Annotated in this window: 20 protein-coding genes; 1 reads left to right on the top strand and 19 read right to left on the bottom strand. The window is 69.1% G+C overall.

From position 1 onward, the window contains the following. The first annotated feature begins 12 nt into the window (after positions 1 to 12). Entirely contained in the window at positions 13 to 2,223 is a 2,211-nt protein-coding gene (locus tag BC102111_RS04170) for a HelD family protein (RefSeq protein ID WP_101623689.1), read from the top strand. A 228-nt stretch (positions 2,224 to 2,451) separates the two neighbouring features. On the opposite strand, the gene nrdR is transcribed toward BC102111_RS04170, so the two are convergent. The 19 genes from nrdR to BC102111_RS04075 all read right to left on the bottom strand — a co-directional run bounded on the left by nrdR (position 2,452) and on the right by BC102111_RS04075 (position 25,802). Further along, on the bottom strand, positions 2,452 to 2,949 hold the full coding sequence (nrdR, locus tag BC102111_RS04165; protein WP_063250176.1) for a transcriptional regulator NrdR: 498 nt from the start codon (positions 2,947 to 2,949) through the stop codon (positions 2,452 to 2,454). 1 nt (position 2,950) lies between these two features. Then, on the bottom strand, positions 2,951 to 4,255 hold the full coding sequence (gene hisD, locus BC102111_RS04160; RefSeq protein ID WP_100227506.1) for a histidinol dehydrogenase: 1,305 nt from the start codon (positions 4,253 to 4,255) through the stop codon (positions 2,951 to 2,953). Between the two features lie 39 nt (positions 4,256 to 4,294). Next, the gene (dnaE, locus tag BC102111_RS04155) at positions 4,295 to 7,804 is read right to left on the bottom strand and encodes a DNA polymerase III subunit alpha (protein WP_232252811.1); all 3,510 of its coding nucleotides are present in this window, start codon (positions 7,802 to 7,804) and stop codon (positions 4,295 to 4,297) included. Between the two features lie 169 nt (positions 7,805 to 7,973). Beyond that, positions 7,974 to 8,897: an RluA family pseudouridine synthase gene (locus tag BC102111_RS04150; RefSeq protein ID WP_063250178.1), complete on the bottom strand. Its 924-nt coding sequence runs from the start codon at positions 8,895 to 8,897 to the stop codon at positions 7,974 to 7,976. Then, positions 8,890 to 9,426, bottom strand: a complete 537-nt coding sequence (locus BC102111_RS04145; protein WP_009379916.1) for a signal peptidase II — start codon at positions 9,424 to 9,426, stop codon at positions 8,890 to 8,892. The genes BC102111_RS04150 and BC102111_RS04145 overlap by 8 nt, the downstream gene beginning before the upstream one ends. Before the next feature lie 165 nt (positions 9,427 to 9,591). Beyond that, complete coding sequence (locus tag BC102111_RS04140; protein WP_101623687.1) at positions 9,592 to 10,413, bottom strand: DivIVA domain-containing protein; 822 nt, start codon at positions 10,411 to 10,413, stop codon at positions 9,592 to 9,594. 158 nt (positions 10,414 to 10,571) lie between these two features. Then, entirely contained in the window at positions 10,572 to 10,871 is a 300-nt protein-coding gene (locus BC102111_RS04135) for a YggT family protein (RefSeq protein ID WP_009379920.1), read from the bottom strand. An 82-nt stretch (positions 10,872 to 10,953) separates the two neighbouring features. After that, positions 10,954 to 11,454 (bottom strand): cell division protein SepF, encoded by a 501-nt coding sequence (locus tag BC102111_RS04130; protein ID WP_063250181.1) that lies wholly within the window; start codon positions 11,452 to 11,454, stop codon positions 10,954 to 10,956. 128 nt (positions 11,455 to 11,582) lie between these two features. After that, positions 11,583 to 12,314, bottom strand: a complete 732-nt coding sequence (gene pgeF / locus BC102111_RS04125; RefSeq protein WP_095376565.1) for a peptidoglycan editing factor PgeF — start codon at positions 12,312 to 12,314, stop codon at positions 11,583 to 11,585. Positions 12,315 to 12,325: 11 nt separating this feature from the next. Next, positions 12,326 to 13,513, bottom strand: a complete 1,188-nt coding sequence (ftsZ, locus tag BC102111_RS04120) for a cell division protein FtsZ (protein ID WP_101623686.1) — start codon at positions 13,511 to 13,513, stop codon at positions 12,326 to 12,328. A 181-nt stretch (positions 13,514 to 13,694) separates the two neighbouring features. Then, positions 13,695 to 14,441 carry a cell division protein FtsQ/DivIB gene (locus BC102111_RS04115; RefSeq protein WP_101623685.1) on the bottom strand — a complete coding sequence of 249 codons (747 nt, stop codon included), beginning with the start codon at positions 14,439 to 14,441 and terminating at the stop codon, positions 13,695 to 13,697. A gap of 5 nt (positions 14,442 to 14,446) precedes the next feature. Continuing rightward, positions 14,447 to 15,847: a UDP-N-acetylmuramate--L-alanine ligase gene (gene murC, locus BC102111_RS04110; RefSeq protein ID WP_101623684.1), complete on the bottom strand. Its 1,401-nt coding sequence runs from the start codon at positions 15,845 to 15,847 to the stop codon at positions 14,447 to 14,449. Positions 15,848 to 15,849: 2 nt separating this feature from the next. Next, the gene (locus BC102111_RS04105) at positions 15,850 to 16,950 is read right to left on the bottom strand and encodes a UDP-N-acetylglucosamine--N-acetylmuramyl-(pentapeptide) pyrophosphoryl-undecaprenol N-acetylglucosamine transferase (protein WP_101623683.1); all 1,101 of its coding nucleotides are present in this window, start codon (positions 16,948 to 16,950) and stop codon (positions 15,850 to 15,852) included. Between the two features lies 1 nt (position 16,951). Then, entirely contained in the window at positions 16,952 to 18,406 is a 1,455-nt protein-coding gene (gene ftsW / locus BC102111_RS04100) for a putative lipid II flippase FtsW (protein WP_101623682.1), read from the bottom strand. Position 18,407: 1 nt separating this feature from the next. Continuing rightward, positions 18,408 to 19,955, bottom strand: a complete 1,548-nt coding sequence (murD, locus tag BC102111_RS04095) for a UDP-N-acetylmuramoyl-L-alanine--D-glutamate ligase (protein WP_101623681.1) — start codon at positions 19,953 to 19,955, stop codon at positions 18,408 to 18,410. Further along, positions 19,945 to 21,036: a phospho-N-acetylmuramoyl-pentapeptide-transferase gene (gene mraY / locus BC102111_RS04090; RefSeq protein ID WP_009379937.1), complete on the bottom strand. Its 1,092-nt coding sequence runs from the start codon at positions 21,034 to 21,036 to the stop codon at positions 19,945 to 19,947. The genes murD and mraY overlap by 11 nt, the downstream gene beginning before the upstream one ends. After that, the gene (locus tag BC102111_RS04085) at positions 21,033 to 22,499 is read right to left on the bottom strand and encodes a UDP-N-acetylmuramoyl-tripeptide--D-alanyl-D-alanine ligase (RefSeq protein WP_063250875.1); all 1,467 of its coding nucleotides are present in this window, start codon (positions 22,497 to 22,499) and stop codon (positions 21,033 to 21,035) included. Before BC102111_RS04085 ends, mraY begins: the two co-directional genes overlap by 4 nt. A gap of 1 nt (position 22,500) precedes the next feature. Beyond that, positions 22,501 to 24,042 carry a UDP-N-acetylmuramoyl-L-alanyl-D-glutamate--2,6-diaminopimelate ligase gene (locus BC102111_RS04080; RefSeq protein WP_063250876.1) on the bottom strand — a complete coding sequence of 514 codons (1,542 nt, stop codon included), beginning with the start codon at positions 24,040 to 24,042 and terminating at the stop codon, positions 22,501 to 22,503. Further along, a complete protein-coding gene (locus BC102111_RS04075) occupies positions 24,039 to 25,802 on the bottom strand; it encodes a peptidoglycan D,D-transpeptidase FtsI family protein (RefSeq protein ID WP_101623680.1) in 1,764 nt (587 codons plus the stop codon). Before BC102111_RS04075 ends, BC102111_RS04080 begins: the two co-directional genes overlap by 4 nt. Positions 25,803 to 25,845 lie beyond the last annotated feature (43 nt).

Raw genomic sequence — 25,845 nt, 5'->3', positions numbered from 1 at the left:
TTGGAAGGTGAGATGAGCGAGACTTCAGAAATCCGCGTCGAACAGAGCAAGCTCGACGAACTCTACGCACGACTCGACGAGCTGCGCGATGAGACCACCGCCCGTCTGGGGACCGTCCGGATCTCCGAGGTCGGGGGAAACCACCAGCACCGCAGCGAACGCGACGCCTTCGCCACCCTGTACGAGGACCAGCTCATCCGCCTCAACAGCGCTGAGGACGGACTGTGCTTCGGTCGCCTCGACTTCAGGGACTCGGACGAACCGAGCTACATCGGGCGCATCGGACTCACCGACGCCGACCGCAAGCAGATCCTCATCGACTGGCGCGCTCCCGCATCCGAGCCCTTCTACCAGTCGACCGCGGCGAACCCGGAAGGCGTCGTGCGCCGCCGCCACCTCGTGACGAAGAACCGCCGGGTCACCGATGTCGAGGACGACGTCCTCGACATCGACGCCCTCGACGACTCCCAGCGCTCGGCGCTCCAGGGTGAGGGCGCCCTCATCGCCGCACTCACCACGCATCGGACGGGCCGGATGGGCGACATCGTCGCGACCATCCAGGCCGAGCAGGATGCGATCATCCGCCAGCCCCTCCAGGGCGTCCTCGTCGTCCAGGGAGGACCGGGCACCGGCAAGACCGCCGTCGCCCTCCACCGCGCCGCGTACCTCCTCTATCGGCACCGCGAGCGGATCGCGAAGTCCGGCGTCCTCCTCGTCGGCCCCTCTCCGGTGTTCCTCAAGTACATCGAGAAGGTCCTGCCCAGCCTCGGCGAGACCGGTGCGCTGCTGCTCACCCCCGGACAGCTCTACCCGGGTCTCGACACGGAGATCTCCGACGATCCCGTCGTCGCCGAGATCAAGGGACGCTCCGCGATGGCGAGAGTGCTCGCCCACCACATCGCCAACTACGAGCGGGTGCCCGAGCACGACGAACGGCTCCGGGTGGGAGCCCACACGGTGCTCCTGCGCCGCAAGGACGTGCGCTCGGCCAGGGAGCGCGCCCGCCGCAGCGGGGACCCCCACAACGCAGCGCGCACCGGCTTCGTCTCGGGCCTGCTCAAGACCCTCGCCGAGGACCTCGCCGTGCAGATGGGACTCGACGGCGCGGGCGAGCGGCTGCCGGAGCTCCTCGACGAGCTGCGCTCCGCCGTCGACGTCCGCCGCGCGCTCAATCTCGCGTGGTTCCCCATCAGCCCCGGCGATGCCCTCCGCGCGCTGCTGACCAAACCCCACAAACTCGAGGCTGCCGCGGCAGGCGTGCTCACCCCGGACGAGCAGGCAGAGCTCATCCGCCCGGTCGACGCGCCGCTGACGATCGAGGACGCTCCCCTCCTCGACGAGCTCGCGGAGCTGCTCGGCTCGACCCCGCAGCAGACCGCGGCCCGGGACGAATCCGCCCGGGAGTACGCCGAGGCCGTCGTCGACATGACCGAGACCTCGTCAATCGTCATCGCCGAGACCCTCGCCGCGCGGTGGGCCGAGGAGGGACCGGCGACGACGCTCGCCGAACGCGCGATCGAGGACCGGGAATGGACGTACGGCCACCTCGTCGTCGACGAGGCCCAGGAGCTCTCGCCGATGCAGTGGCGCGTCCTCTTCCGCCGCGTGCCCTCGAAGTCGGCGACCCTCGTCGGCGACCTCGCGCAGGCCTCGCACAGCGACAGCTCCCGGACCTGGGGATCGATCCTCTCCGAGTTCGTCGGCGACCGCTTCGCCCTCGAGGTCCTCACCGTCTCCTACCGCACCCCGCAGGCGGTGATGGATCTCGCCAACTCCTACCTCCACCGCCACTTCCCGCAGCTCGAGCTCGTCGAGTCCGTGCGTCAGGGCGGGCACCCGCCGAGGCTGGTGTCCTATCCCGACACCGCGGCCGTCATCGCGGGCCTCCCCGAGGCGACCGCGGAGGAGGTCGACGCCGTCGCGGGTGGGAAGATCGCCGTCATCGCCCCCGAGGTCCTTCTCGATTCCGTCGCCGAGGCGCTCGCGGGCTTCGACGTCGGGCGCTCGGCGGCCGGGCTCGACCATCAGATCGCGGTGATCACCCCGCAGCAGGCCAAGGGCCTCGAGTTCGATTCGGTGCTCATCGTCGAGCCGGGGCTCATCGCGCCCGTGGGCGGCGACGAGGGTGTCGGCGCGCTCTACGTCGCGCTCACCCGCACGACGGACCGCCTCGGCGTGCTCGCCGCCGCACCGACGGAGCTCGCCGAACTCGGTCTCGACTGACACGAAGTCCCCACGCGACGACCATGGGCGTCGCGTGGGGACTTCTTCTGCTCTCACCAGCACGAACGGCCGGAATCGCCGCTCACTGCCCGGGAACGTAGAAGGCCGCTTGACGGTTCGGCTTCCCCTCCGAACCGCAAGCGGCCACGCACCATAGGCGCGCACTGACAATGGTACACAACTATGGACGTGATCGCGGAATCCCGGGCGAGATTTTCCGAAGAAACTTCAGTCCTCGAAGTCCTCGGGCACCGCTTGACGTGAATCGCCGGAGCGCAGGGCCGCATCGGCGCGCAGCGAATCGATCGCCGCTTCGAAGTCCTCGAGCGAATCGAAGCCCTGATAGACGCTCGCGAAGCGCAGGTAGGCGACCTGGTCGAGTTCGCGCAGCGGTTCGAGGATGCTCAGCCCGACCTCGTCCGCGTCGATCTCCGCGATCCCCTTCGAGCGGATGTCCTCCTCGACCTTCTGGGCGAGCTTCGCGAGGTCGTCGTCGCCGACCGGGCGGCCCTGGCAGGCCTTGCGGACGCCGGACATGATCTTCTGGCGGGAGAACTCCTCGGTCACGCCGGAGCGCTTGATCACCGAGAGGCTCGTCGCCTCCATCGTCGTGAAGCGGCGTCCGCAGTGGCGGCACTGCCTCCGACGGCGGATCGCCGCCCCGTCCTCGCTCGTCCGCGAATCGACCACCCGGGAATCGGACTCCCGGCAGAATGGACAGCGCATATCACTCCTCGAAGCGGATGGCCACGGCACGTCCGTGGGCCGGAAGGTTCTCGGTCCGCGCGAGCGCCACGACATGGTCCCTGACCTCGCCGAGCGCCGGACGCGAATAGTCGATGACCTGGCTGACCTTGAGGAACGAATGGACGCCGAGACCCGAACCGTGGGCGGCGGTGCCCATGGTCGGGAGCACGTGGTTCGATCCTGCACAGTAGTCGCCGAGCGAGACCGGAGCGTACGGGCCGACGAAGACCGCTCCCCCGTTGACGATCCGTGCGGCCACGGCCCGGTCGTCGGCGGTGTGGATCTCGACGTGCTCACCGGCGTAGGCGTTGACGACGGTGATCGCGTCGTCGAGGTCGTCGACGAGGACGAGGGCGGACTGGCTGCCGGCCAGGGCCGTGCGGATCCGCTCGGCATGGGCGGCCTCCGGGACCTGCCGCTCGAGCTCGGCCTCCACCGCCTCGAGCAGGGGCTGCGAGTCGGTGACGAGCACGGAAGCGGCGAGTTCGTCGTGCTCGGCCTGGCTGATGAGGTCGGCTGCGACGAAGGCCGGATCGGCCGTGGCATCGGCGAGGACGATGATCTCGGTCGGCCCGGCCACGGCGTCGATGCCCACGTGCGAGCGCACGAGTGACTTCGCCGCGGCGACGTAGGCGTTGCCGGGGCCGGTGATGAGGTCGACCGGTTCGAGCACCTCGGCGTCGTCGAAGCCGTAGGCCAGCGCCCCGATCGCCTGCGCTCCGCCCATCGCCCACACCTCGTCGACGCCGAGCATGTGGGCGGTGGCGAGGACCACCGGGTGCGGGAGGCCGTCGGCCTGGGGAGGGCTGGCGATCGCCAGCGACTGGGCACCTGCGGCCTGCGCGGGGACGACGTTCATGACGACCGTCGACGGGTAGACAGCGAGTCCGCCGGGGACATAGAGGCCGACGCGTTCGATGGGCAGGCTGCGGGTGGTCACCTCGGCTCCGGGACCGAGTTCGGTCCGGACGTCGGTGGGCACCTGGTCGGCAGCGACGCGGCGGGTGCGCTCGATCGTCTCCTCAAGCGCGGCCCTGACCTCGGGGTCGAGGTCCGCCGCCGCCTGCGCGAGCGCCTCGGCGGGCACCCGCAGCGTCTCCGGACGGACTCCGTCGAAGCGTTCGGTGAGGTCGGCGACGACACTCGAGCCGCCGACTGCGACGGAGTCGAGGAGCTCGGCGACCCGCCGTTCGACGTCGGCATGGGTCTCCGCCGCCCGAGGCAGTCGCTGCCGGAGGAATCGTCGGCTCAGGGTCTCACCGCGGAAGTCGAGAATGTTCACCAGACCATTCTAGTCCCGCGGTCCCAGGCTCCCGACGCCACCTCAGGCGCTGAGGCAGCGGGAGCCGAGGAGTGCCTTGAGGTCGCCGTAGAGGCTCGGGTTCGGGTCGACGCGGATCGACCGGTCGAGACGCATGACGGTCTGACGGCCGGGCTGGGTGAGGACGAGGTGGACGTCCGTGTGGCCCTTGTTCGCTTCGAGGATGCGCCGCAGCTTCTCGGCCATCTCCTCGGTCGCCTTCTCCATCGGCACGATGAGGTTGAGCGGCCGGTCGCCGGGATCCGTGATGTCGGGGATCGTCATCGACATCGCCATGAGCGAGGTCGGCCGGTCGTCGGACTGACGGATCCGCCCGGTCAGGGAGATGACGAGGTCGGTGGCGAGCAGGCTCGCGACCGGTTCGTACGTGTCTCCGAAGAACATCACCTCGACCTCGGCGTCGAGGTCCTCGAGCGTGACGATAGCGTACGGCTTGCCGGAGTTCTTCGACACCTTCCTCGTGACCTGGGTGATCATCCCGCAGACCTTGATCTGCGAACCGTCGGGGCGGTGCGATTCGGGATCGACCACCTCGGCGATGGAGGCATCGGACTCCGCGGCGAGCACCCCTTCGAGGCCGTTGAGGGGATGGTCGGAGACGTAGAGGCCGATCATGTCGCGTTCGAACGCGAGCTTCTCCTTCTTCTCCCACTCGGGGCGGTCGGGGATCGCGACGGAGAAGCTCGGCCCGTCGTCGCCGCCGTCGAGGCCGGCGAAGAGGTCGAACTCGCCGATCGCCTCCTTGCGCTTGACGCCGATGACCGAGTCGACGGCCTCCTCATGGACCTCGACGAGGGAGCGGCGGGTGTGTCCGAGCGAATCGAAGCCTCCGGCCTTGATGAGCGATTCGATCGTGCGCTTGTTGCACACGTGGCTCGGGACCTTGTCGAGGAAGTCGGTGAACGAGGTGTACGAGCCCTTCTCCTCACGCGCGGCGACGATGCCGTCGACGACGTTGCCGCCGACGTTGCGCACCGCGCCCATGCCGAAGCGGATGTCCTCGCCGACCGGGGTGAAGTGGAGTGCGGACTCGTTGACATCGGGCGGGAGCACCGTGATCCCGAGGCGGCGGCACTCGTTGAGGTAGATCGCGAGCTTGTCCTTGTTGTCGCCCACCGAGGTGAGCAGGGCCGCCATGTATTCGGCCGTGTAGTGCGCCTTGAGGTAGGCCGTCCAGTAGGAGACGACGCCGTAGGCCGCGGAATGGGCCTTGTTGAACGCGTAGTCGGAGAAGGGCAGGAGGATGTCCCACAGCGCCTGCGCGGCGGCCTCGGAGTATCCGCGCTCCTTCATGCCCCCGAAGAAGCCGACCTGCTGCTTGTCGAGCTCGGCCTTCTTCTTCTTGCCCATCGCGCGCCGGAGGATGTCGGCCTGACCGAGCGAGTAGCCGGCGACCTTCTGCGCGATCGCCATCACCTGCTCCTGGTAGATGATGAGGCCGAAGGTCGTGTCGAGGATCTCCTTGAGCGGTTCGGCGAGCTCCGGATGGATCGGGGTGACCTCCTGGAGGCCGTTCTTGCGCAGGGCGTAGTTCGTGTGCGAGTCCGCACCCATCGGGCCCGGACGGTAGAGGGCCAGGGTCGCCGAGATGTCCTCGAAGTTGTCGGGCTTCATCATCCGCAGCAGCGCGCGCAGACCGCCGCCGTCGAGCTGGAAGACGCCGAGCGTGTCCCCGCGGGTGAGGAGTTCGTAGGCGCCCCGGTCGTCGAGCTCCAAGTGTTCGAGATCGAGGTCGAAGTCCCGGTTGGCTTTGATGTTCTCGACGGCGTCGGAGATGATCGTGAGGTTCCGCAGACCGAGGAAGTCCATCTTGATCAGCCCGAGGCCCTCTGAGGTCGGGTAGTCGAACTGGGTGATGACCTGGCCGTCCTGGAAGCGGCGCATGATCGGGATGACGTCGATGATCGGGTCCGAGGACATGATGACGCCGGCCGCGTGGACGCCCCACTGGCGCTTGAGTCCCTCGAGGCCCTTCGCCGTCTCGAACGTCTCCTTCGCCTCGGGGTCGGTGGCGACGAGTTCGCGGAACTCCCCGGCCTCCTTGTACCGCTTCGACTCGGGGTTCTCGATGTCGGCGAGCGGAATGTCCTTGGCCATCTCCGCCGGCGGCAGGGCCTTCGTCAGCCTCTCGCCGAGGGAGAACGGCTTGCCGAGCACCCGGGCGGAGTCCTTGAGCGCCTGCTTCGTCTTGATCGTGCCGTAGGTGACGATCATCGCCACCCTCTCGTCGCCGTACTTCCGGGTGACGTACTCGATGACCTCCCCGCGGCGACGATCGTCGAAGTCGACGTCGAAGTCGGGCATGGACACACGGTCCGGGTTGAGGAAGCGCTCGAAGAAGAGTCCGTGCTGGAGCGGGTCGAGATCGGTGATGCGCATCGCGTAGGCGACCATCGATCCGGCACCCGAGCCACGGCCTGGCCCGACCCGGATGCCGTTGTCCTTCGACCAGTTGATGAAGTCGGCGACGACGAGGAAGTAGCCGGGGAAGCCCATCGAGATGATGATGTCGAGCTCGTAGTCCGCCTGCTTGCGCACGTCGTCGGGGATGCCGTCGGGGTACCGGTATTCGAGGCCCTTCTCGACCTCCTTGATCAGCCACGACGTCTCGTCCTCGCCGGGAGGGCACGGGAACTTCGGCATGTAGTTCGCCGAGGTGTCGAAGGAGACCTCGCACTTCTCCGCGATCTCCAGGGTGTTGTCGCAGGCTTCGGGCATCTCGCGGAAGAGCGCCCGCATCTCCGCCGGCGTCTTGAGGTAGTAGCCGGAACCGGAGAAGGCGAAGCGGGACCCGCCCTGGTCGTAGGTGGGTTCGATGAGCTTCGAACCCGACTGGATGGCGAGCAGCGCCTCGTGCGCCTTCGCATCGGATTCGTGGGTGTAGTGGAGGTCGTTCGTGGCCACGAGCGGGATGTCCATCTCCCCGGCAAGGCGGAGCAGATCCTTGGTCACCCGCTTCTCGATCGAGAGCCCGTGGTCCATGAGTTCGCAGTAGTAGTTCTCGGCCCCGAAGATCTCCCGGTACTTGCCCGCCGCGGCCTTCGCCTCGTCGTACTGGCCCAGGCGCAGTCGGGTCTGGATCTCACCCGAGGGGCAGCCGGTGGTGGCGATGAGGCCCTGGGAGTAGTTCTGCAGGAGGTCGAGGTCGAGGCGGGGCCACTTCGCGGTCACGGAGTCGAGGGAGGCATGCGAGGAGGCCTTGAAGAGGTTGCGCATGCCCGTGTTGTCCTTCGACAGCAGGGTCATGTGCGTGTAGAGGCCGCCGCCGGAGAGGTCGTCGGACTTCTGCGATTCGTCGGTGCGCCACTTCACCCGGGTCTTGTCAGTCCGGTCGGTGCCGGGAGTGACGTAGGCTTCGACGCCGATGATCGGCTTGATGTCGGCCTTGGTCGCCTGTGACCAGAAGTCGAAGGCTCCGAAGAGGTAGCCGTGGTCGGTCGTCGCGATGGCCGACATCCCCGAGGCCTTCGTCGCCGCCATGAGGTCGCCGAGGCGGGCCGCCCCGTCGAGCATCGAGTACTCGGTGTGGACGTGGAGATGGACGAAATCGTCGTTCGGCACGGGCTGCCTTCCCTCGGATGCGGGCCTGTCTGCCCACCCAGCTTAGACCATGCCGGGGACACGGCTGAGGTGATCTCGGCGACCCCGAAGGACACCGTTCGGGGCCCCGTCCGGGCGTGTCTCAGCCCTGGCGGATCGTGTCGAGAGCGTGCTGGAGATCGTCGGGGTATTCGCTCTCGAATTCGACCCACTCCCCCGACTCCGGGTGGTGGAAGCCGAGGCCCACCGCGTGCAGCCACTGCCGCTGCAGCCCGAGGTCCTTCGCGAGCACGGGATCGGCCCCGTAGGGCAGGTCCCCGGCGCACGGGTGCTTGAGAGCGGAGAAGTGGACGCGGATCTGGTGCGTCCGCCCGGTCTCGAGGTGGATCTCGAGGAGTGCCGCCCGCCGGTGGGCTTCGATGACCTCGTAGTGGGTGATCGCGTGCTTGCCCTCGCTGTGGACCGCGTAGAGCCCGTCGTGGCGCGGATGTCGGGCGATGGGGGCGTCGATGGTTCCGAGCACGGGGTCGGGCAGGCCTTGGACGAGCGCGTGGTAGGTCTTCGACACGGTCCGATCCTTGAAGGCGCGTTTGAGCACGCTGTAGGCGTATTCGCTCTTCGCGACGACCATGAGTCCCGAGGTGCCGACGTCGAGGCGCTGGACGATGCCCTGTCTCTCCGATGCGCCGGAGGTCGCGATCCTGAAGCCGGCCGCCGCGAGGCCGCCGACGACCGTGGGCCCGGTCCACCCGATCGCGGGATGGGCGGCGACCCCGACCGGCTTGTCGACGACGACGAACGAGTCGTCGTCGTGGACGATGCGCATCCCCGGCACGGGGTCGGCGACGACCTCGAGCGGGCGCTTGGGTTCGGGCAGCGTGACGTCGAGGCGGGCGCCCGAGGTGACACGGTCGGACTTGCCGACGGGACTCCCGTCGAGTTCGACCCCGCCGTCGGCGCAGATGTCGGCGGCGGCCGTGCGGGAGAGTCCCAGCAGCTTCGACAGGGCCGAGTCGACCCGCTGCCCGTCGAGGCCCTCGGGGACGAGGATCGAGCGTTCAGTCATGGAGGTCCTCCTTGGTCCTCTCCTCGCTGCGCCGATGCGAGCCGTCGAGTTCGATCCCGCGGATGCTCGCGATGACGAGGGTGACCGCTGCCGCGGAGATCGCGATGTCGGCGAAGTTGCAGATGAAGAGCGAGAGGTCGATGTAGTCGACGACGGCGCCGCGGAGGAAGCCGGGCTGACGGAAGAGCCGGTCGACGAGGTTGCCGAAGAGTCCGCCGAGCAGCATCCCCAGACCGATCGCCCAGACGCGGGAGCCGAGCTTGCGCGACATCACGAGAATCGCAGCGAAGACGGCGATGGCGATGAGCGGGAAGATCCACGTCACTCCGGAGCCGAGTCCGAGTGCGGCGCCGGGATTGCGGTAGAAGGTGAATCCGGCGAGTGAGCCGATGACGGGGATCGGCGGCTGGCCCTCGAGGAAGGTCACAGCGAGGAATTTGAGCACCTGGTCGATGACGAGGATTCCCGCGGCCAGGCCGAAGAGGATGACGAGCAGCCGCCGTCGCGGCTCCGGGCGGTGATCGTTCATTCGGATCATTCTAGCCGACCCGACCGACCGGAACGTGCCGCCGCGGCACCAGACGAATGTGCACCGGCTGAGAGTTCCGCGGACTCCCTGGGACCGCGGTCTGCGCGGAGACGACGCTGGGGCCGGACGACATCGGTCGTCCGGCCCCAGCGAGGCGCTCGGAGATCAGAGCTTGTGGTTCGAGGAACCGAACGAGTTGCCGTCGAGGGTCTCGGGAGCGAGACTCGTCAAGTTCTCGAGGTCACGCAGCTGATCGTTGAGGTAGCTCTTCAGTCGCGTGCGGTACTGGCGCTCGAAGTTCGACAGCTGGTCGATCGAACGCTCGAGCTGGGACTTCTGCGTCTCGAGGCTCGACAGGATCTCGTCGCGCTTCGCCTCGGCCTTGCGGACGATGTCCTGTGCTTCCTTCTCCGCACCCTTGATGAGTTCGGCGCGCTTGCGCTCACCTTCGGCGACGTGCTCGTCGTGGACGCGCTGGGCCAGCGCGATGAGTCCGTGCGAGTCGTTGCCGCCCACTGCGGCGGCACCGGCACCGGCGCCCGCTGCACCAGCGGCGGCGGCCGGGGCCGCGGCGGAGACGGCGGGAGCGGAGTCGTTCGTCTTCGGAGCCGGGGCGGCTTCCTTGACGACCGGGGCCTTGGGTTCGTCGGCGGCGGGAGCAGACGGAGCCTCGGAAGCCTTCTCGGCCTTCGGGGCGGGAGCGTCCTTGGACGAGTCCGGCGCAGGAACGGCGGCGGGCATGGCCTGAGTGGCGTCGATGTCACCCGCGGGCGCGGCCTTGGCGGAGCCGCCACCGGCTTCGAGCTCCTTGACGCGCTGTTCGGCGGCCGAGAGCTTCTGACGCAGTTCGTCGTTCTCCTGGTAGAGACGGCGGAGCTCGACGACGACCTCGTCGAGGAAATCGTCGACCTCGTCCTGGTCGTATCCGTCGCGGAACTTCACATGCTGGAACCGCTTGTTTACTACGTCTTCAGGCGTGAGCGCCATGAGGTCACCTTTGGTCGATCTGCATTCATTTCACTGCCGCCCACATGGGACGGCTTCAACGTCACATTAGCGTAACACCTGCCGCTTTGTCGTGCAGAAATGCTCCGCCACGCCGAACTGGGCGAACTTCTCCGCCCGTCAGGTCCCCTGCCGCAGTCTCACACGCCCGAGCGCGAGAGCCCGAAGAGGAACGAGGCGATGATCTGGATGCCGATGAGGAGGACGATGAACCCGAGATCGAGCGAGATCTGCCCCAGGCGCAGCGGAGGGATGACCTTCCGCAGGAGCTTGAGCGGCGGATCCGTGAGCGTGTAGACGATCTCGGCGAGGACGAGGAAGAAGCCCTGCGGCTTCCAGTCGCGGGAGAAGACCTGCACAAGATCGAGCACGACTCGGGCGAGCAGCACGTACACGTAGAGGCTGAGTGCCGTGCCGAGGATGTAGAAGATGATGGCCACGTGGGATCCTCGTGCCTTTCGTCGGTGCGGATCTGTCGTCGACCAGACTATACGGTCGACCTGAGGATCTGCTCAGACCGGCTCAGCTCTGGTTGAAGAAGCTCGCCTGAGTGTCCGCGTCGGATTCGCTCTCTCCGCTGACCTCGATGTTCTCCGGGGTGAGGAGGAACACCTTGTTCGTCACCCTCTCGATCGAGCCGTGGAGGCCGAAGATGAGGCCGGCGGAGAAGTCGACGAGGCGCTTCGAGTTGTTCTCGTCCATCTCCGAGAGGTTCATGATCACCGGGGTGCCGTCGCGGAAGGCCGCGCCGATGACCATGGCGTCGTTGTAGCTGCGGGGATGGATGGTCTTGATGCGATTCATGGAGGTTCCTGGCGCCGGAGTGTCAACGGGACGAATCGGTGTCGGGTGGATCGGCGTCACCTGCGCGGGCGGACGCTCGTCGACCGGGGCGGGCTCCTTCGCACGCTCGGGCTCGTCGTAGCTCTCGACGACCTCGCGGTTCCGTCGCTCGGGAGTCTGGGTCTCGTCGTCCTCTTCAACGAATCCCAGGTACTCGAGAGTCTTCTTGATTGCTGACATACCTAACGCTCCTCTGGCCTCCGGCACTTCGACATCTGCGGCCAAACTATCGCACTCTCCGCTTCCGCGGGCGGTGCCGTCGCGGTGTGTCGTGCGGAAAAATCCTCACATCCCTCGAGGCGACGGGGTCACTGCAGCCAGACGACGCCGGCGAAGCGGCCCGTCCGCCGGCTGCGACGGTACGAGTAGAGGTCCTCGGACTCGCGCGAGCACGTGCGGGAGAAGTGGTCGATGACCGCACCCTCGCGGCGCAGCTGCTCGGCCACGGCACCGGCGACGTCGAGGGCGGGGGTGCCGGAGACCGAGACCGAGGCGGCGACGGGTTCGACCGCGGCGACCTCGTCGCGCAGGGACGCCGGGACCTCGTAGCAGCGCGGGCACACGGAAGGGCCGATGACGGCATGGATCTCACGGGCCCCGAGGTCGCGCATGGCCGCCAGGGTCTCGGGGACGATGCCTGCGGCCATTCCCGGCCGCCCGGCGTGGACGGCGCCGATGACTCCCGCCTCGGTGTCGGCGAGGAGGATCGGCGTGCAGTCGGCGACCATGATCACCAGGCCGACCCCGGCAAGCGCACTCACCTGGGCGTCGGCTTCGGCACCGGCACGGATGGCGGCGGTGTCGGTGACGTGGTGGACGGCCGTGCCGTGGACCTGGGAGACGAAGCTGAGACGCTCCGCGCTCAGCCCGAGGACCTGGGCGAGGGCGGAGCGGTTGGCGGCGACGAGCTCCTCATCGTCGCCGACGTGGCGGGCGAGGTTGAACGAGGAGAAGTCGCCGCTCGAGTATCCGCCGTGCCGGTCGGTGAACGCGACGTGCGCGGTCGACCTACCGGGGACGACGAATCTCGAGTGCAGCATGGTGCCGGATGCTACTTGAGGAAGTCGGGGATGTCGAGATCGTTGTCGAGGCTCGACGTGCTCCGCTCATTGGGCAGCGAGGTCGGGATCTGGTGCTCCTCACGGCGCGGCTCCTCGCGGCGCGGCTCCGGTTCGGAGGTCTCGGGCTCGGAGCTCTCATAGGTCTCGGCCTCCGATTCGACGACGGCGGGACCCGACGATGCGCCGACGCCAGCCGGCACGGCCTCGACGACGTTCGACTCCTGTCCGGCGACGGTGCTGTCGAATCCGGCGGCGATGACGGTGACCCGGCATTCGTCACCGATGTTGTCGTCGATGACGGCGCCGAAGATGATGTTCGCCTCGGGGTGGGCGGCCTCCTGGACGAGGCGGGCGGCTTCGTTGACCTCGAAGAGGCCGAGGTCGGCCCCGCCCTGGATGCAGAAGAGCACTCCGTGGGCGCCGTCGATGCTCGCTTCGAGCAGCGGGGAGGCGATCGCGGATTCCGCGGCCTCGACGGCGCGGTCGTCGCCGGTGGCCGCGCCGATGCCCATGAGCGCGGTGCCTGCGTCCTGCATGACGGACTTGACGTCGGCGAAGTCGAGGTTGATCAGGCCCGGCACGGAGATGAGGTCCGTGATGCCCTGGACGCCGGAGCGCAGCACCTCATCGGCCGAGCGGAACGCCTCGACGACGGAGACGCTGCGATCGGAGATCGAGAGCAGGCGGTCGTTGGGGATGACGATGAGGGTGTCGACCTCTTCGCGCAGCGCGGCGATGCCGGCTTCGGCCTGCGCCGAACGGCGGCGGCCCTCGAACGTGAAGGGGCGGGTGACGACGCCGATCGTCAGGGCGCCGAGCGACCGGGCGACGCGGGCGACGACGGGTGCCGCACCGGTGCCGGTGCCGCCGCCCTCGCCGGCGGTGACGAAGACCATGTCCGCGCCTTCGAGGGCGTCGCGGATGGCGTCCTCACTCGACTCGGCGGCCTTGCGGCCGATCTCCGGGTCGGCGCCGGCGCCGAGGCCGCGTGTCTGGTCGCGGCCGATCTCGAGCTTGACGTCGGCGTCGGAGAGCACGAGCGCCTGCGCGTCGGTGTTGATGGCGATGAACTCCACGCCCCGCAGGCCGACGTCGATCATCCTCTGCACAGCGTTGACACCACCGCCGCCGGTACCGGCAACCTTGATATCCGCTCCGGATTGTGGGAATTCAGCCAAGTCGGTTCCTCGTCTCACGTGCATCGTCCACGCTGTCTCAAGCGTGCATTGTTCGAAGTCTCTGCCCTGAGGCTATTGGCCTGGGCGATACCACTGCAACCATTCTCCCCGGAGTGTCGGACATCGGCCAGTCTCAGCCCCGGTGTGTCGGAGCCAATCGCGGCACGTCGTCCGGGTCGGGTCAGCCGGTGACGGGCACCGAGGGCACGGACACGTCGATCTCCGTGCGCCCGTCCGCGGCGAGCTGGAGTGCCGTCTGCATCTTCTGGCTCGCGTTCTCCGCGTCGCCGAAGACCACGGAGGCCGTCGTCTCCCCCGTCTCGATCGTGCCGGCCAGTCCCTCGCTGCCCTTCGCCTCGACCGTGCTCAGCTGAGAGCGCAGCTCGGGGCTGAGCGAGGACATGAAGCGGATGACCGCGGCGATCGTCTCCTCGTTCGGCGAGGCCGACTCGAGGACCGTGAGTCCCTGCGGCGCCTTGTCGACGGTGCCGAGGTCGACGGCCTCGGCGTCGTAGAGGGTGAAGCCGCCGCCGGCGGCGATCGCGATGACCGGGGTGCGGTCGGTGATGGCGATCGAGATCGAGCGCGGGCCCGAGTAGCGGACGTCGGCCGCCTCGGCGCGGGGGAACTTCTCAAGGACCTCGGCTTCGATCCGGGACATCCGCAGCTGCGGCAGCGGGGTGCCGCCGTGCTCCGCCTCGACGAAGTCGGCGACCTTGCCGCCGGCCACGAGCCGGGATCCGTCGACGGAGACCGACCCGAGGGCGAGCAGCGGGGAGAACCAGGCGACGGCCGCGAGCGCGAGGACGGCAGCGATGCTGCCGAGGACGGTCAGCCGCTTGGCCCAGATCTCGCGGCGGCGGGCCCGGATGATCCCAGTGAGGTCCGCCGTCGACTCGTCGCCGACACGTGGGGGCTGCAGGGGCACCGGTCTCACTTCTCCAGGGCGGCGAGGATCTCCGGACCGAGGATCGTCACGTCGCCGGCGCCGATGGTGAGGACGAGGTCGCCGGGGCGCACGCGCTCAGCGACGAACGGCACAGCATCGCCGAACGAGGAGAGGAACGTCACGTGGGAGTGCGGTACGCGTTCGGCGATGAGGTTGCCGGTGACCCCGGGAACGGGATCCTCGCGGGCCGGGAAGACGTCAAGGACGACGACCTCGTCGGCGAGTCCGAGGGCCTGACCGAACTCCGCCTTGAACTCCGCCGTCCGCGAGTAGAGGTGCGGCTGGAAGATCGCCCACACGCGGCCTTCGTCGGCGACGACGCCGCGGGCGGCGGAGAGAACGGCGCGGACCTCGGTGGGGTGGTGGGCGTAGTCGTCGATGACGCGCACGCCTGCGGCGAGACCGCGTTCCTCGAAGCGCCGCCGCGTCCCCCCGTAACCGGCGAGACCGGCAGCCGCCCGTTCGACGTCGGCGCCGAGGCTGTGGGCGACCGCGATCGCAGCCGTGGCGTTGCGGGCGTTGTGGGCTCCGGGCTGGCGCAGCGCCACCGGCAGCGGTGCGCTGCGTCCGGGCACGAGGAGAGAGAACTCCGAGCCGAGGCCGGAGACGAGGTCGACGATCCGGATGTCGGCGTCCTCGGCGGTGCCGTAGAGGAGGACTGTCGTCCCGGTCTCACGCGCATGCTCGGCGACGTCCCGGGAGCCGAGGTCGTCGGCGCAGGCGATGACCGTGCCGCCGCGCCGGCCGATCCCGTCGCAGAAGTCGATGAAGGCCTGCCGGACATTCTCCGCGGTCCCGTAGTGGTCGAGGTGGTCGGCTTCGACGTTAGTGAGGATGCCGATCGCGGGCTCGTAGAGGAGGAAGGAGCCGTCGGACTCGTCCGCCTCGGCGACGAAGACGTCCCCGGTGCCGAGGTGGGCGTTCGTTCCCCTCGTCGAGAGCACCCCGCCGATGACGAACGAGGGGTCGAGTCCGCAGGCCTGGAGCGCGACCGTCGTCATCGACGTCGTCGTCGTCTTCCCGTGGGTGCCCGCCACGGCGACGGCCCTCGAGTCGGCCATGAGCGAGGCGAGTGCCCCGGAGCGGTGGAGGATCCGCAGCCCCCTCGCGCGCGCGGCGACGAGTTCCGGGTTGTCCTCGCGGATCGCCGAGGAGACGACGAGGGTGTCGGCCTCGCCGAGGTGGTCGGCGGAGTGGCCGATCTCGACGCGGGCGCCGAGCGCCCGGAGGATGTCGACGACGGCGGACTCCTTCGCGTCCGATCCCGACACGCTCACCCCGTTCATCGCCATGATCCGGGCGATCCCGGACATGCCCGAGCCCCCGATGCCGATGAAGTGGACGGCTCCGAGTTCGGTGACGGGGACGATCTCAGCTGTGCTCATGGTCAACCTCTCAGAGCGGAAGTGGTGATCTGGGCCATCGTGGCCGCCGCATCGGTCGGGTAGTCGAGCGCGCGGGCGGCCCTGCTCATCCCCTGCAGGCGGTCGGGGTCCGCGAGCAGGGGCAGGACGACGTCGGTGACGGTCGCCTGAGTGAATGCCTGGTTGTCGATGATCTGCGATGCCCCGGCCTCGGCGCTGCCGGCGGCGTTGAGACGCTGCTCGCCGTTGCCGATCGGCAGAGGGACGTAGATCGCGGGCACCCCGGCGACGGTGGTCTCGGCGACGGTGGCGGCCCCGGATCTCGCGACGAGGAGGTCGGCGGCCGCGTAGACGCGGTCCATCCCGTCGACGTAGTCGACGACGTGGTAGTCGGGAAGCTCGGCGGTCGTCTGCCGCAGGGCCTCGCCCTTGCCGGCACCAGTGAGGTGGAGGACCTGGACGCCCGCGGCCTGGCACGCGGCGGCGGCGCCTTCGAAGGCCTCGTTGATCCGCTGCGCGCCGGAGGATCCGCCGGTGACGACGAGGGCGGGCCGGGAATCGGTGAGTCCGAGCGCGGCCCGGGCGGCCGCGCGCACGGACGGGTCGTCACGGTCGAGGTCGGTGATCGCGGCGGGCATCGGCATCCCGACGAGCTCAGCACCGCGCAGCTTCGTCCCCGGGAAGGTCACTCCGACCCGTCCGGGACGGGTGAGGGCCGCACCGAGGCGGTTGGCCATGCCCGGCTTCGCATTCGCCTCGTGGATGACGATGGGGATCTTCGCCTGCTTCGCGGCGAGGTAGGCGGGCGGGCAGACGTATCCCCCGACGCCGACGACGGCCGCGACGTCCCGGTCGGCGATGATCGCCCGGACCGCTGCGATGTTGTCGGAGAAGCGCTTCGGGAACCTCAGCAGCCCGGCCGAGAGCGACCGCGGCATGGGGAGCTTCTCGATCGTCAGCAGCTCGAAGCCGGCCGCCGGCACGACCCTGGTCTCGAGGCCGTCGTCGGTGCCGAGCGCGAAGACGTCGGCCTCGGGCAGGGACTCCCGCAGCTGCCGTCCGATCGCCAGCATCGGCGAGATGTGCCCGGTGGTGCCGCCACCGGCCAGGAGAATGCTCGTCACGTCATTTCCTCACTTTCTTCGCGAGTACGCCGAAGGAGGACCGCACACGGTCCTTGTGGGCACGGATCGCCTCGGCGGCTCCCTCTTCGGTGCGGGCGAAGGAGAGGAGGACGCCGACGGCGAGCAGGGAGGCGATGATCGACGATCCGCCGTAGGAGACGAAGGGCAGCGGGAGGCCGATGACGGGCAGGAGGCCGGCGACGACGCCGATGTTGATGGCCGCCTGGCCGATGAGCCATGCGAAGAGGCCCGCGGTGGTGATCGTGACGAACAGGCTCGTCGAGCGCACCATCACCCGGATGAGTCCGAAGGCGAGCATCGCGAAGACGAGGATGACGGCGAGCGTTCCGGCCAGACCGAGCTCCTCGCCGATGATGGCGAAGATGAAGTCGTTGTGTGCCTCGGGCAGCCACGACCACTTCTCGCGACTCGCTCCGAGCCCGACGCCGAACCATCCTCCCGAGGCCAGGGAGAAGAGTCCGTGGTTGGACTGCCAGGCCTGACCGGTGACGTCGATCGCCGACTGGTCGGAGTGACCGGTGATCACCGTGGTCAGCCGGTTGAGACGGTTCTCGCTGCTGAAGACGAAGAAGGCGGTGACGGCGCCGAGTCCAAGGGCGAGCAGGGCGAAGTACTTCCCGGGGAAGGCGCCGATGAAGAGGCAGGCCAGGGCCATCGCCATGAGGACGAGCGCGGTGCCCAGGTCGTTGCCCGCGACGACGAGGCCGACAGCGGCGGCGATGCCGGGCACGACGGGGATCATCGCATGGCTGAACGTCGTCATCTTCCCGAACTTGTTCGCGAGCACGCAGCCGAGCCACACCGCGAGGGCGATCTTGAGGAACTCCGAGGGCTGGAGCTGGAAGCCGCCGATCTGGATCCAGTTCGCATTGCCCTTCGTCGCCTTGCCGAGCCCGGGGACGAAGACGGCGGCCTGCATGAGAACACCGAGGCCCATCGCCCACCACGCCAGGCGCTTCCACATGGTCAGTGGGACGAAGGAGGCGGCGATGAGGAGCGCGAAGCCGACGCCGGCGAAGCCCGCCTGCTTGTTGAAGTAGGCGAACGAGGAGCCCTCTCCCCCGTCGTACGAGGTGATCGAGGACGCCGAGAGCACCATGACGAGGCCGAGGCAGGTGAGGGCGACGACGGAGATGAGGATGATGTAGTAGGTCGTGAGCGGGTGGGCCGACACCCGGGAGTACTCGGCGCCGATCGCCCGCAGCAGTCCGCGACCGGGGAAGGGCCTGCGAGTCCGGCCCGCCGTCGCTGTCGCCGAAGCGGTCCTCGCCGAGGCGGTCGCCGGCTTCGTGCGCTTCGGTTTCGCGGACTTCGGTTTCGCTGTCTTCGCTGTCTTCGCCGGCTTCGCTGTCTTCGCCGGCTTCGCCTTCGCGGGCGCTGCCGCGGAGCTCGTCGGTCGGCGTGCTCCCGGTTTCGCGGTGCTCTGCCGTCCCATGTCAGGCCTCCGTGCGGGCGTGGACGGCGCGGGCGAAGAGGTCGCCCCGGGTGGTGTAGTCGAGGAACTGGTCCATGCTCGCGGCGGCCGGGGCGAGGAGCACGGTGTCCCCGGCCGAGGCGATGTCGACTGCCGCGGCGACCGCGGCGTCCATGACCGCAGCTCCCCGCTCACGGGGGGCGACGGTGGGATCGTTCGGGTCGTCGGCGAGATTCGGGTCGATGCGCACGATCTCGAGGTCGGGGACCGCCGCGATCGCCGCCTGGCGCAGCGCGGTGTCGTCGGCGCCGATGAGGACGAGAGACTTGAGCCGCTGGCCGTGCCGGGAGAGCAGATCGGTGAAGTCGGCGCCCTTCGGCAGGCCGCCGGCGATCCAGACGATCGACTCGAGGCTGGACAGCGAGGCGTCGGCGGCGTGGGTGTTCGTCGCCTTCGAGTCGTCGACCCAGCTCACCCCGTCGGCCTCCGCGACGGTGACCATCCGGTGGGCGCCCGGGGCGTGATCGCGCAGCCCCTGCGCGATCGCCTGACCGGGCACGTCGATGCTGCGGGCAAGGGCCGCTGCGGCCAGGGCGTTGGCGATCTGGTGATCGGCGGGTCGTCTGCCCGGGGTGCCGGCGGCCTGCGCGACGTCGCTGAGCGAGGCGAGTTCGGCCGCGGCGGTGTAGCGCTGCGGGATGAAGGCCCGGTCGACGAGGCGCTCGTCGACGACGCCGAGCTCACCGGCGCGGGGGATCTCCGTGGTGAAGCCGATCGCCCGGGCCCCGGCGACGACGTCGGCGTCCTCGACCATGCGCAGGGTCGCCTCGTCGGCGACGTTGTAGACGCACGCGGTGGACACGTCGTGGTAGATCTTCGCCTTGTCGGCGGCGTACGCCTCGGCGCTGCCGTGCCAGTCGATGTGGTCGGGGGCGAGGTTGAGGACGACGGCGGAGGTCGCCGACATCGAGAACTCCCAGTGGAGCTGGAAGCTCGAGAGTTCGATCGCGAGCACCTCGAGTCCGGGTTCGAGGACGGCTTCGAGCAGCGGCGTGCCGATGTTGCCGCAGGCCCGGGCGCGCAGCCCGGCGGCGAGCAGCATCGATTCGAGCATCGTCGTCGTGGTCGTCTTGCCGTTCGTGCCGGTGATCGCGAGCCATTTCGCGTCGTTGGTCCCGCGGATGCGCCAGGCGAGCTCGACCTCACCGATGACGGGGATCCCTGCGGCGATCGCCGCGGCGAGCACGGGCTGCTCGGGCTTCCAGCCCGGTGAGGTGACGACGAGGTCGAACCGTCCCTCGGGCAGGTCCGCCACTGCCGCCGGTCCGCGTCGGATGTCGACGTCGAAGACCTCGAGGATCCCGGTCTTCTCGCTGAGGTCGCGGGTCGTGTCGCCGTCGATGACGACGACCTCGGCACCGCGTTCGCCGAGGTGGACGGCGGCGGGGAAGCCGGTGACGCCGAGTCCGGTGACGAGGATCCGCAGTCCGGCCAGGGACGAACTCGGTCCGGACAGGGCCGCGGGGACCCGGTCGGCGAGCGGATAGTTCAGGTCGGGGTCAGTGGCCAACGCGGGCGACCCATTCGGCGTAGAAGAGGCAGATGCCGGCGATGACGAAGAGTGCGGCGATGATCCAGAAGCGGACGACGATCGTCACCTCGGCCCAGCCCTTGAGTTCGAAGTGGTGCTGCAGCGGGGCCATCCGGAAGACGCGCTTGCCTGTCGTCTTGAACGAGGCGACCTGGATGATCACCGAGAGCGTGATGATGACGAAGAGTCCGCCGATGACGAGGAGGAGCAGCTCGGTGCGCGACATGATCGCCAGACCCGCGATCGCGCCGCCGATCGCCAGCGATCCGGTGTCGCCCATGAAGATCTTCGCCGGTGAGGTGTTCCACCACAGGAAGCCGAAGCACGCGGCGGCCATGGCGCCGGCGACCATCGCGAGGTCGCGGGGGTCGCGCATGTAGTAGCACGCGTTCGTCGCCTCGGACATGAGGTTGCAGTTCTGCGTCGACTGCCACGTGCCGATGACGACGTAGGCGGCGAAGACGACCGCCGAGGCGCCCGCGGCGAGACCGTCGAGTCCGTCGGTGAGGTTGACGGCGTTCGAGACGGCCGTGACGATGAGGTTCGCCCAGATGACGAAGAGGATGAGGCCGAGGACGCCGCCGGCGAAGGCGAGGTCGAGGTTGGTGTCGCGGATGAAGGAGATCTTCGTCGACGCCGGGGTCTCTTCGAAGGCGTTGGGGAACTGGAGGGCGAGGACGGCGAAGGAGATGCCGACGAAGGCCTGCCCGAGCAGCTTCGGCACCGGCCGCAGACCGAGCGAGCGCTGCTTCTTGATCTTGATGAAGTCGTCGAGGAAGCCGACGACGCCGAGGCCCGCGGCGAGCCAGAGGACGAGGAGTCCCGAGGCGGTGGGCACCGAGCCGGTGAGGAGGTGGCCGAGCAGGTAGGCGATGATCGCGGCGCCGATGATGACGACGCCGCCCATCGTCGGGGTGCCGCGCTTCGTCGCATGCGTGGTCGGACCGTCATCGCGGACGAACTGCCCGTAGCCGCGCTTGACGAGGACCCGGATGAACAGCGGGGTGCCGACGAGCGCGAGGAAGAGGCTGACACAGGCTGCGAGCAGAACCGCGATCATTGGGCCCCCGAGACGCCGGCGATGTCGTCCCCGAGGTACCGCAGACCGGCGTCGCGGGAGGACTTGAACAGGACGATGTCACCAGGGGCGAGTTCGGCGCCGAGCAGGTCCTTGGCCTCGGCGACGGTGGCGACCCAGGTCGCCTCGTTGCCCCACGAGCCTTCGAGGTTGGCGGCGTTGAAGATCGGCTTCGCCCCCTCGCCGACGACGATGGTGCGGGTGATGTTGAGCCGGACGACGAGTTCGCCGATGTCGGAGTGCGCGGACACGCTCTCGTCGCCGAGTTCGAGCATCTCGCCGAGCACGGCGAAGGTCCGGCGGGGGCGGCTGTCCTCGTCGCCGCGGCCCATCGCCGCGAGCGTCTTGAGCGAGGCGCGCATCGACTCCGGGTTGGCGTTGTAGGCGTCGTTGAGCACGGTCACGCCCGAAGGCGAGTCGATGAGCTCCATCCGCCAGCGGCTCGCCGCCGAGGAGGTCGCGAGCGTGGTGACGATCGACTTCACCCCGACTCCGCAGGCGAAGGCCACGGCGGCCGCGGCCAGGGCGTTGCCGACGTGGTGCTCGCCGACGAGCGCGAGACGCACCTCCTGCGGCTCCTCGCCGGGCAGATGGAGGGCGAACGAGGGGTGGCCGGAGGAGTCGGTGGAGATCCCGGTCGCGCGGACGATGCGGTCGTCGGCACCGACCCATTCGGGCAGGGATTCCCGCTGGGAGAACCACAGCGTTTCGACGTCTGCGGCGAGCACCTCGCGCATCGCCGCGACGCGGGAGTCGTCGGCGTTGAGCACCGCCGTCGAGCCCGCGACGAGCGATTCGACGAGTTCGGCCTTCGCCCGGGCCGTGTTGTCGATCGAGCCGAACACGCCCGAGTGGGCGGTGCCCACGGCGAGTTCGACGGCGATGTCGGGCCGGATGAGGCTCGTGAGGTAGGCGAGGTTGCCGATCGAGCGAGCGCCCATCTCGAGGACGAGGAACTGCGTCTCCTCGTCGGCGCGCAACGCGGTGAGCGGGACGCCGACCTCGTTGTTGTACGAGTTCGGGGGCCACACCGTCGGGCCGGCACCGGCGAGGAGATCGGCGGTGAGGTCCTTGACGGTGGTCTTGCCGACCGAGCCGGTGATGGCGATGACGCGCAGCTCCCCGGTCTCACGCAGCGCTTCGACGCTGCGGCGGGCGAGCTGCCCGAGCGCCTCGGTGGCGTCGGCGACGAGGACCGTCGGCAACGGGCTGTCGTCGACGGTGGGGACGGATTCGCCGATGACGAGCGCGGCACCGGCCTCCACGGCGGCGGCGGCGAACTCGATGCCGTCGAAGTTCTCTCCGCGGCGGGCGACGTAGATGTCACCGGGGCCGACTTCGCGGGAGTCGGTGACGACTCCGGCGCTCAACAGGGATTCGGGGTCGATGCCGTACAACTCGCCGTTGACGGCGGTTGCGATCTCGGCTGCACTCAGTCGCTTCATATCAACTGTGAACTTTACCTGTTTCGGGGCGCCCGAGTCGCGCGGTCAGCGCTGAGCGTGTCCTCGAGCGGTCGTCGAATTCGGTGACGACGCCGCCCGCCGACTGGCCCGTCTCATGGCCCTTGCCCGCGATGAGCACTGTGGTCGCGGGGCTCGCGGAGGCGATCGCCTTGTCGATGGCCTCGCCGCGATCGCCGATTTCGATGACCTTCTTCACACGCGCGCCTCCCGCAGCGATCTCGGCATCGATTCCCGCCCTGACGGCGGCCCGGATGGCCGCGGGGTCCTCGCTGCGCGGGTTGTCGTCGGTGAGAACGATCACATCGGCCCCGCGTGCCGCGGCCGCACCCATTCCGTGGCGCTTGCCGGGGTCGCGATCGCCGCCGGCGCCGACGACGATGACGAGCTCGTCGCTGTCGGCGTCGAGCGAGGCGAGGGCCTTCGCGATCGCATCGGGCGTGTGGGAGTAGTCGACGATCGCCCGCGGAAGCTCGTGCGCTGCGTCCTCGGCGATGCCGATGACCTCCATGCGTCCGGGGACGGCGGCGGTGAACGTCCGCCCGATCGCGCTCAGCTCGGTCGCCGGGATCCCGGATTCGACGAGCATCGCGGCCGCGAGTGCGGTGTTCGTGACGTTGAAGTCCCCCGGCAGCGGTGAGCGCAGCGGAATGGTCTCTCCCTCGCCGAGGCGGAGGCTGAAGTCGGATTCGCCGGGTGTGTGGTCGATCCGCAGCCGGCTGCGGTCGTCGCGGCCGAGGGTGGTCACGGGGATCTGCGCGGCCGCGGCCATCCGCTCGCCCCATTCGTCCTCGATGACGATGACGGCCCGGTCGGCGAAAGCGCGGGTGAAGAGCGCGGCCTTGGCCGCGAAGTACTCGTCCATCGAATGGTGGAAGTCGAGGTGGTCCTGGGAGAGGTTCGTGAACCCGGCGACGGCGAAGTGGGCGCCGTCGACGCGGTGCTGGCTCAGCGCGTGCGAGGAGACCTCCATCGCGCACGTGTCGACGTCGGCGGCGCGCATCTTCGCGAACAGGGCGTGGAGCTCAGGTGCCTCGGGAGTGGTGCGCACGGCCGGCACGGCGGTGCCGTCGATGAGGGTCGCCACGGTGCCGATGACGCCGGTGCGCCGCCCGAGGGCCTCGAGCATGCCCGCGAGCAGGTAGGTCGTCGTCGTCTTCCCGTTGGTCCCGGTGACGCCGAGGAGCTCGGGGCGGACGTCGGTGCCGTAGACGGCGGCGGAGACGAAGCCGAGCACGGCCCGGGGGTCGTCGACGACGAGGCCGGTGACCGCGGCGAGGGCGTCCGGGTCGACCGCCTCGGCGATGAGCCGCCAGCCGACCGGATCGGTGAGGATCGCGCTCACGCCTGCGGCGATGAGGTCGGGGGCGAAGCGGGCGCCGTGGACGTTCGACCCCGGCAGGGCGGCGTAGAGCTGCCCCGGGGCGACCGTGCGCGAGTCGTGGGAGACGCCCGAGACCTCACGGTCGGGGTCTCCGTGGATCGTGCCGGGGGCCGCGGGGAGCAGCTGGGAGATGCGCATCATTTCCATTCTCGAGCAGGCAGGTTCGGGTCCGTCGACGACGGGGGGATCTTGTAGTGCCGCATCACGAAGCCGGCGACATCGGAGAACACGGGCGCGGCGGCGGTACCACCGTAGTAGCCCTTCCGCGGGCGCTGCAACGTCACGGAGATCGCGAACTGGGGGTCCTCGGCGGGGATGACTCCGACGAAGGACGCGGTGTAGCCGTCGTAGCCGCCGCCTTCGGCGGACGGGGCCTGCGCGGTGCCCGTCTTGCCGGCGACGCGGTAGCCGGAGACCTGCGCGGACTGTCCGGTGCCCTCGGCGACGACGCCCTCGAGCATCGCCAGCGTCTGGTCGGCGGCCTTCTCACTGACCACCCGTCTCGGTTCGTCGGCGGGGAGAGGGATCGTCCTGCCCGATGGGGAGATCGTGCCGTCGACGAGGCGGGAGGGCACGTCGACTCCTCCGTTGGCGATCGTCGCGATGACGTCGGTGGTCTGGATCGCGTTCGCCGCCATGCCCTGTCCGAACATCACCGTGTACTTCGTCCGCCCGTCCCAGTCCTGATAGGGGTGGAGGATGCCGCCGGTCTCGGCGGGGAAGCCGATGCCCGACGCCGATCCGAAGCCGAAGCGCTTCATGTACTCGTACCGCTGCGCCTCGGTGAGCGCCTGACCGGCGAGGATCGTTCCGGTGTTCGAGGATTCGGCGAGGATGCCGGCGAACGTGAGCTTCTGGTCGGGGTGGGGTGAGGAGTCGCGGAACTCCTCGCCGTTGGGTGCCTTCCACGTGTCGGGGACCGTGAACTCCTGGTCGGGGGTGACGAGACCCTGGTCGAGCAGCGCTGCGGCGGTGACCATCTTCGCCGTCGACCCGGGCTCGAAGACGTCGGTGAAGATGCGCGACCCGCGGTCGGTGCCGTCGACCTTGCCCGGATTGTTCGGGTCGACGCTCGGGGCATCGGCGGCGGTGAGGATCTTGCCGGTCTTGATCTCCTTGATGACGACCGATCCCGACTCGGCCTTGTGCTTCTTCACCTGTTCGGCGATCGCCTGCTGCGCGTAGTACTGGACGGGCGGGTTGATCGTCGTGCGGATGCCGTCGCCGTCCTTGGCCGCGCGGATGTTGTTGTCGCCGAGCGGGATGATGTCCCCGCGCGCGCCGCGTTCGTACTGCTGCTGCCCGTCACGACCCGAGAGCTGCTCGTCGTAGGCGAGTTCGAGTCCGGCCTGGGCCTGGCCGTCGGAGCTGAGGAAGCCGACGAGGTTGCCGGCGACCCCGCCGGAGGGATAGGAGCGGACCGCGTACTCCTCGGCGGAGATGCCGAGGATGTCAAGGGCCTCGATCTCCCGCCAGGTCTCCGAGGTCAGGCCCTTGGCCACCGGGTTCCACCGCTTGTCGCCGACGAGTTCGGGGTAGAGCAGGCCCGGGTCGGTGTTGAGCGGTCCGGCGAGCGCCTCGGCGGCCCCCCACGCTCCGAGCAGCTTGCCGTCCCGTTTGTACTGGGCGACGTTCTTCTGGTCGACGACGAGCTGATAGCGGGAGACGCTGTCGGCGAGCACCGTGCCGTCGGCGGCGACGATCTGTCCCCGGTCGGCGGGCAGGGTGCGGGTGACGAGGCGGTTGGCCAGTGCCTTCTCCGCGAGCTTCATCGAGTCCATGCCCTGGATGGAGACGAGGCGGACGCCGGTGACGACGAGGACGATCACGGAGAGGATCGCGACGACGGCGATCCGACGGCGCAGGTTGGGTGCCTTCGCCTTGCGCGCTCGTGGGGCCATGCCTCGTCCTTACCTCGTGGCTCGTCTCTGTCTCCGGGCGCCG

It is taken from the genome of Brevibacterium casei CIP 102111 (assembly GCF_900169275.1).
GTDB classification, from domain to species: domain Bacteria; phylum Actinomycetota; class Actinomycetes; order Actinomycetales; family Brevibacteriaceae; genus Brevibacterium; species Brevibacterium casei.
This window is presented reverse-complemented; position numbering and strand designations above follow the sequence as displayed.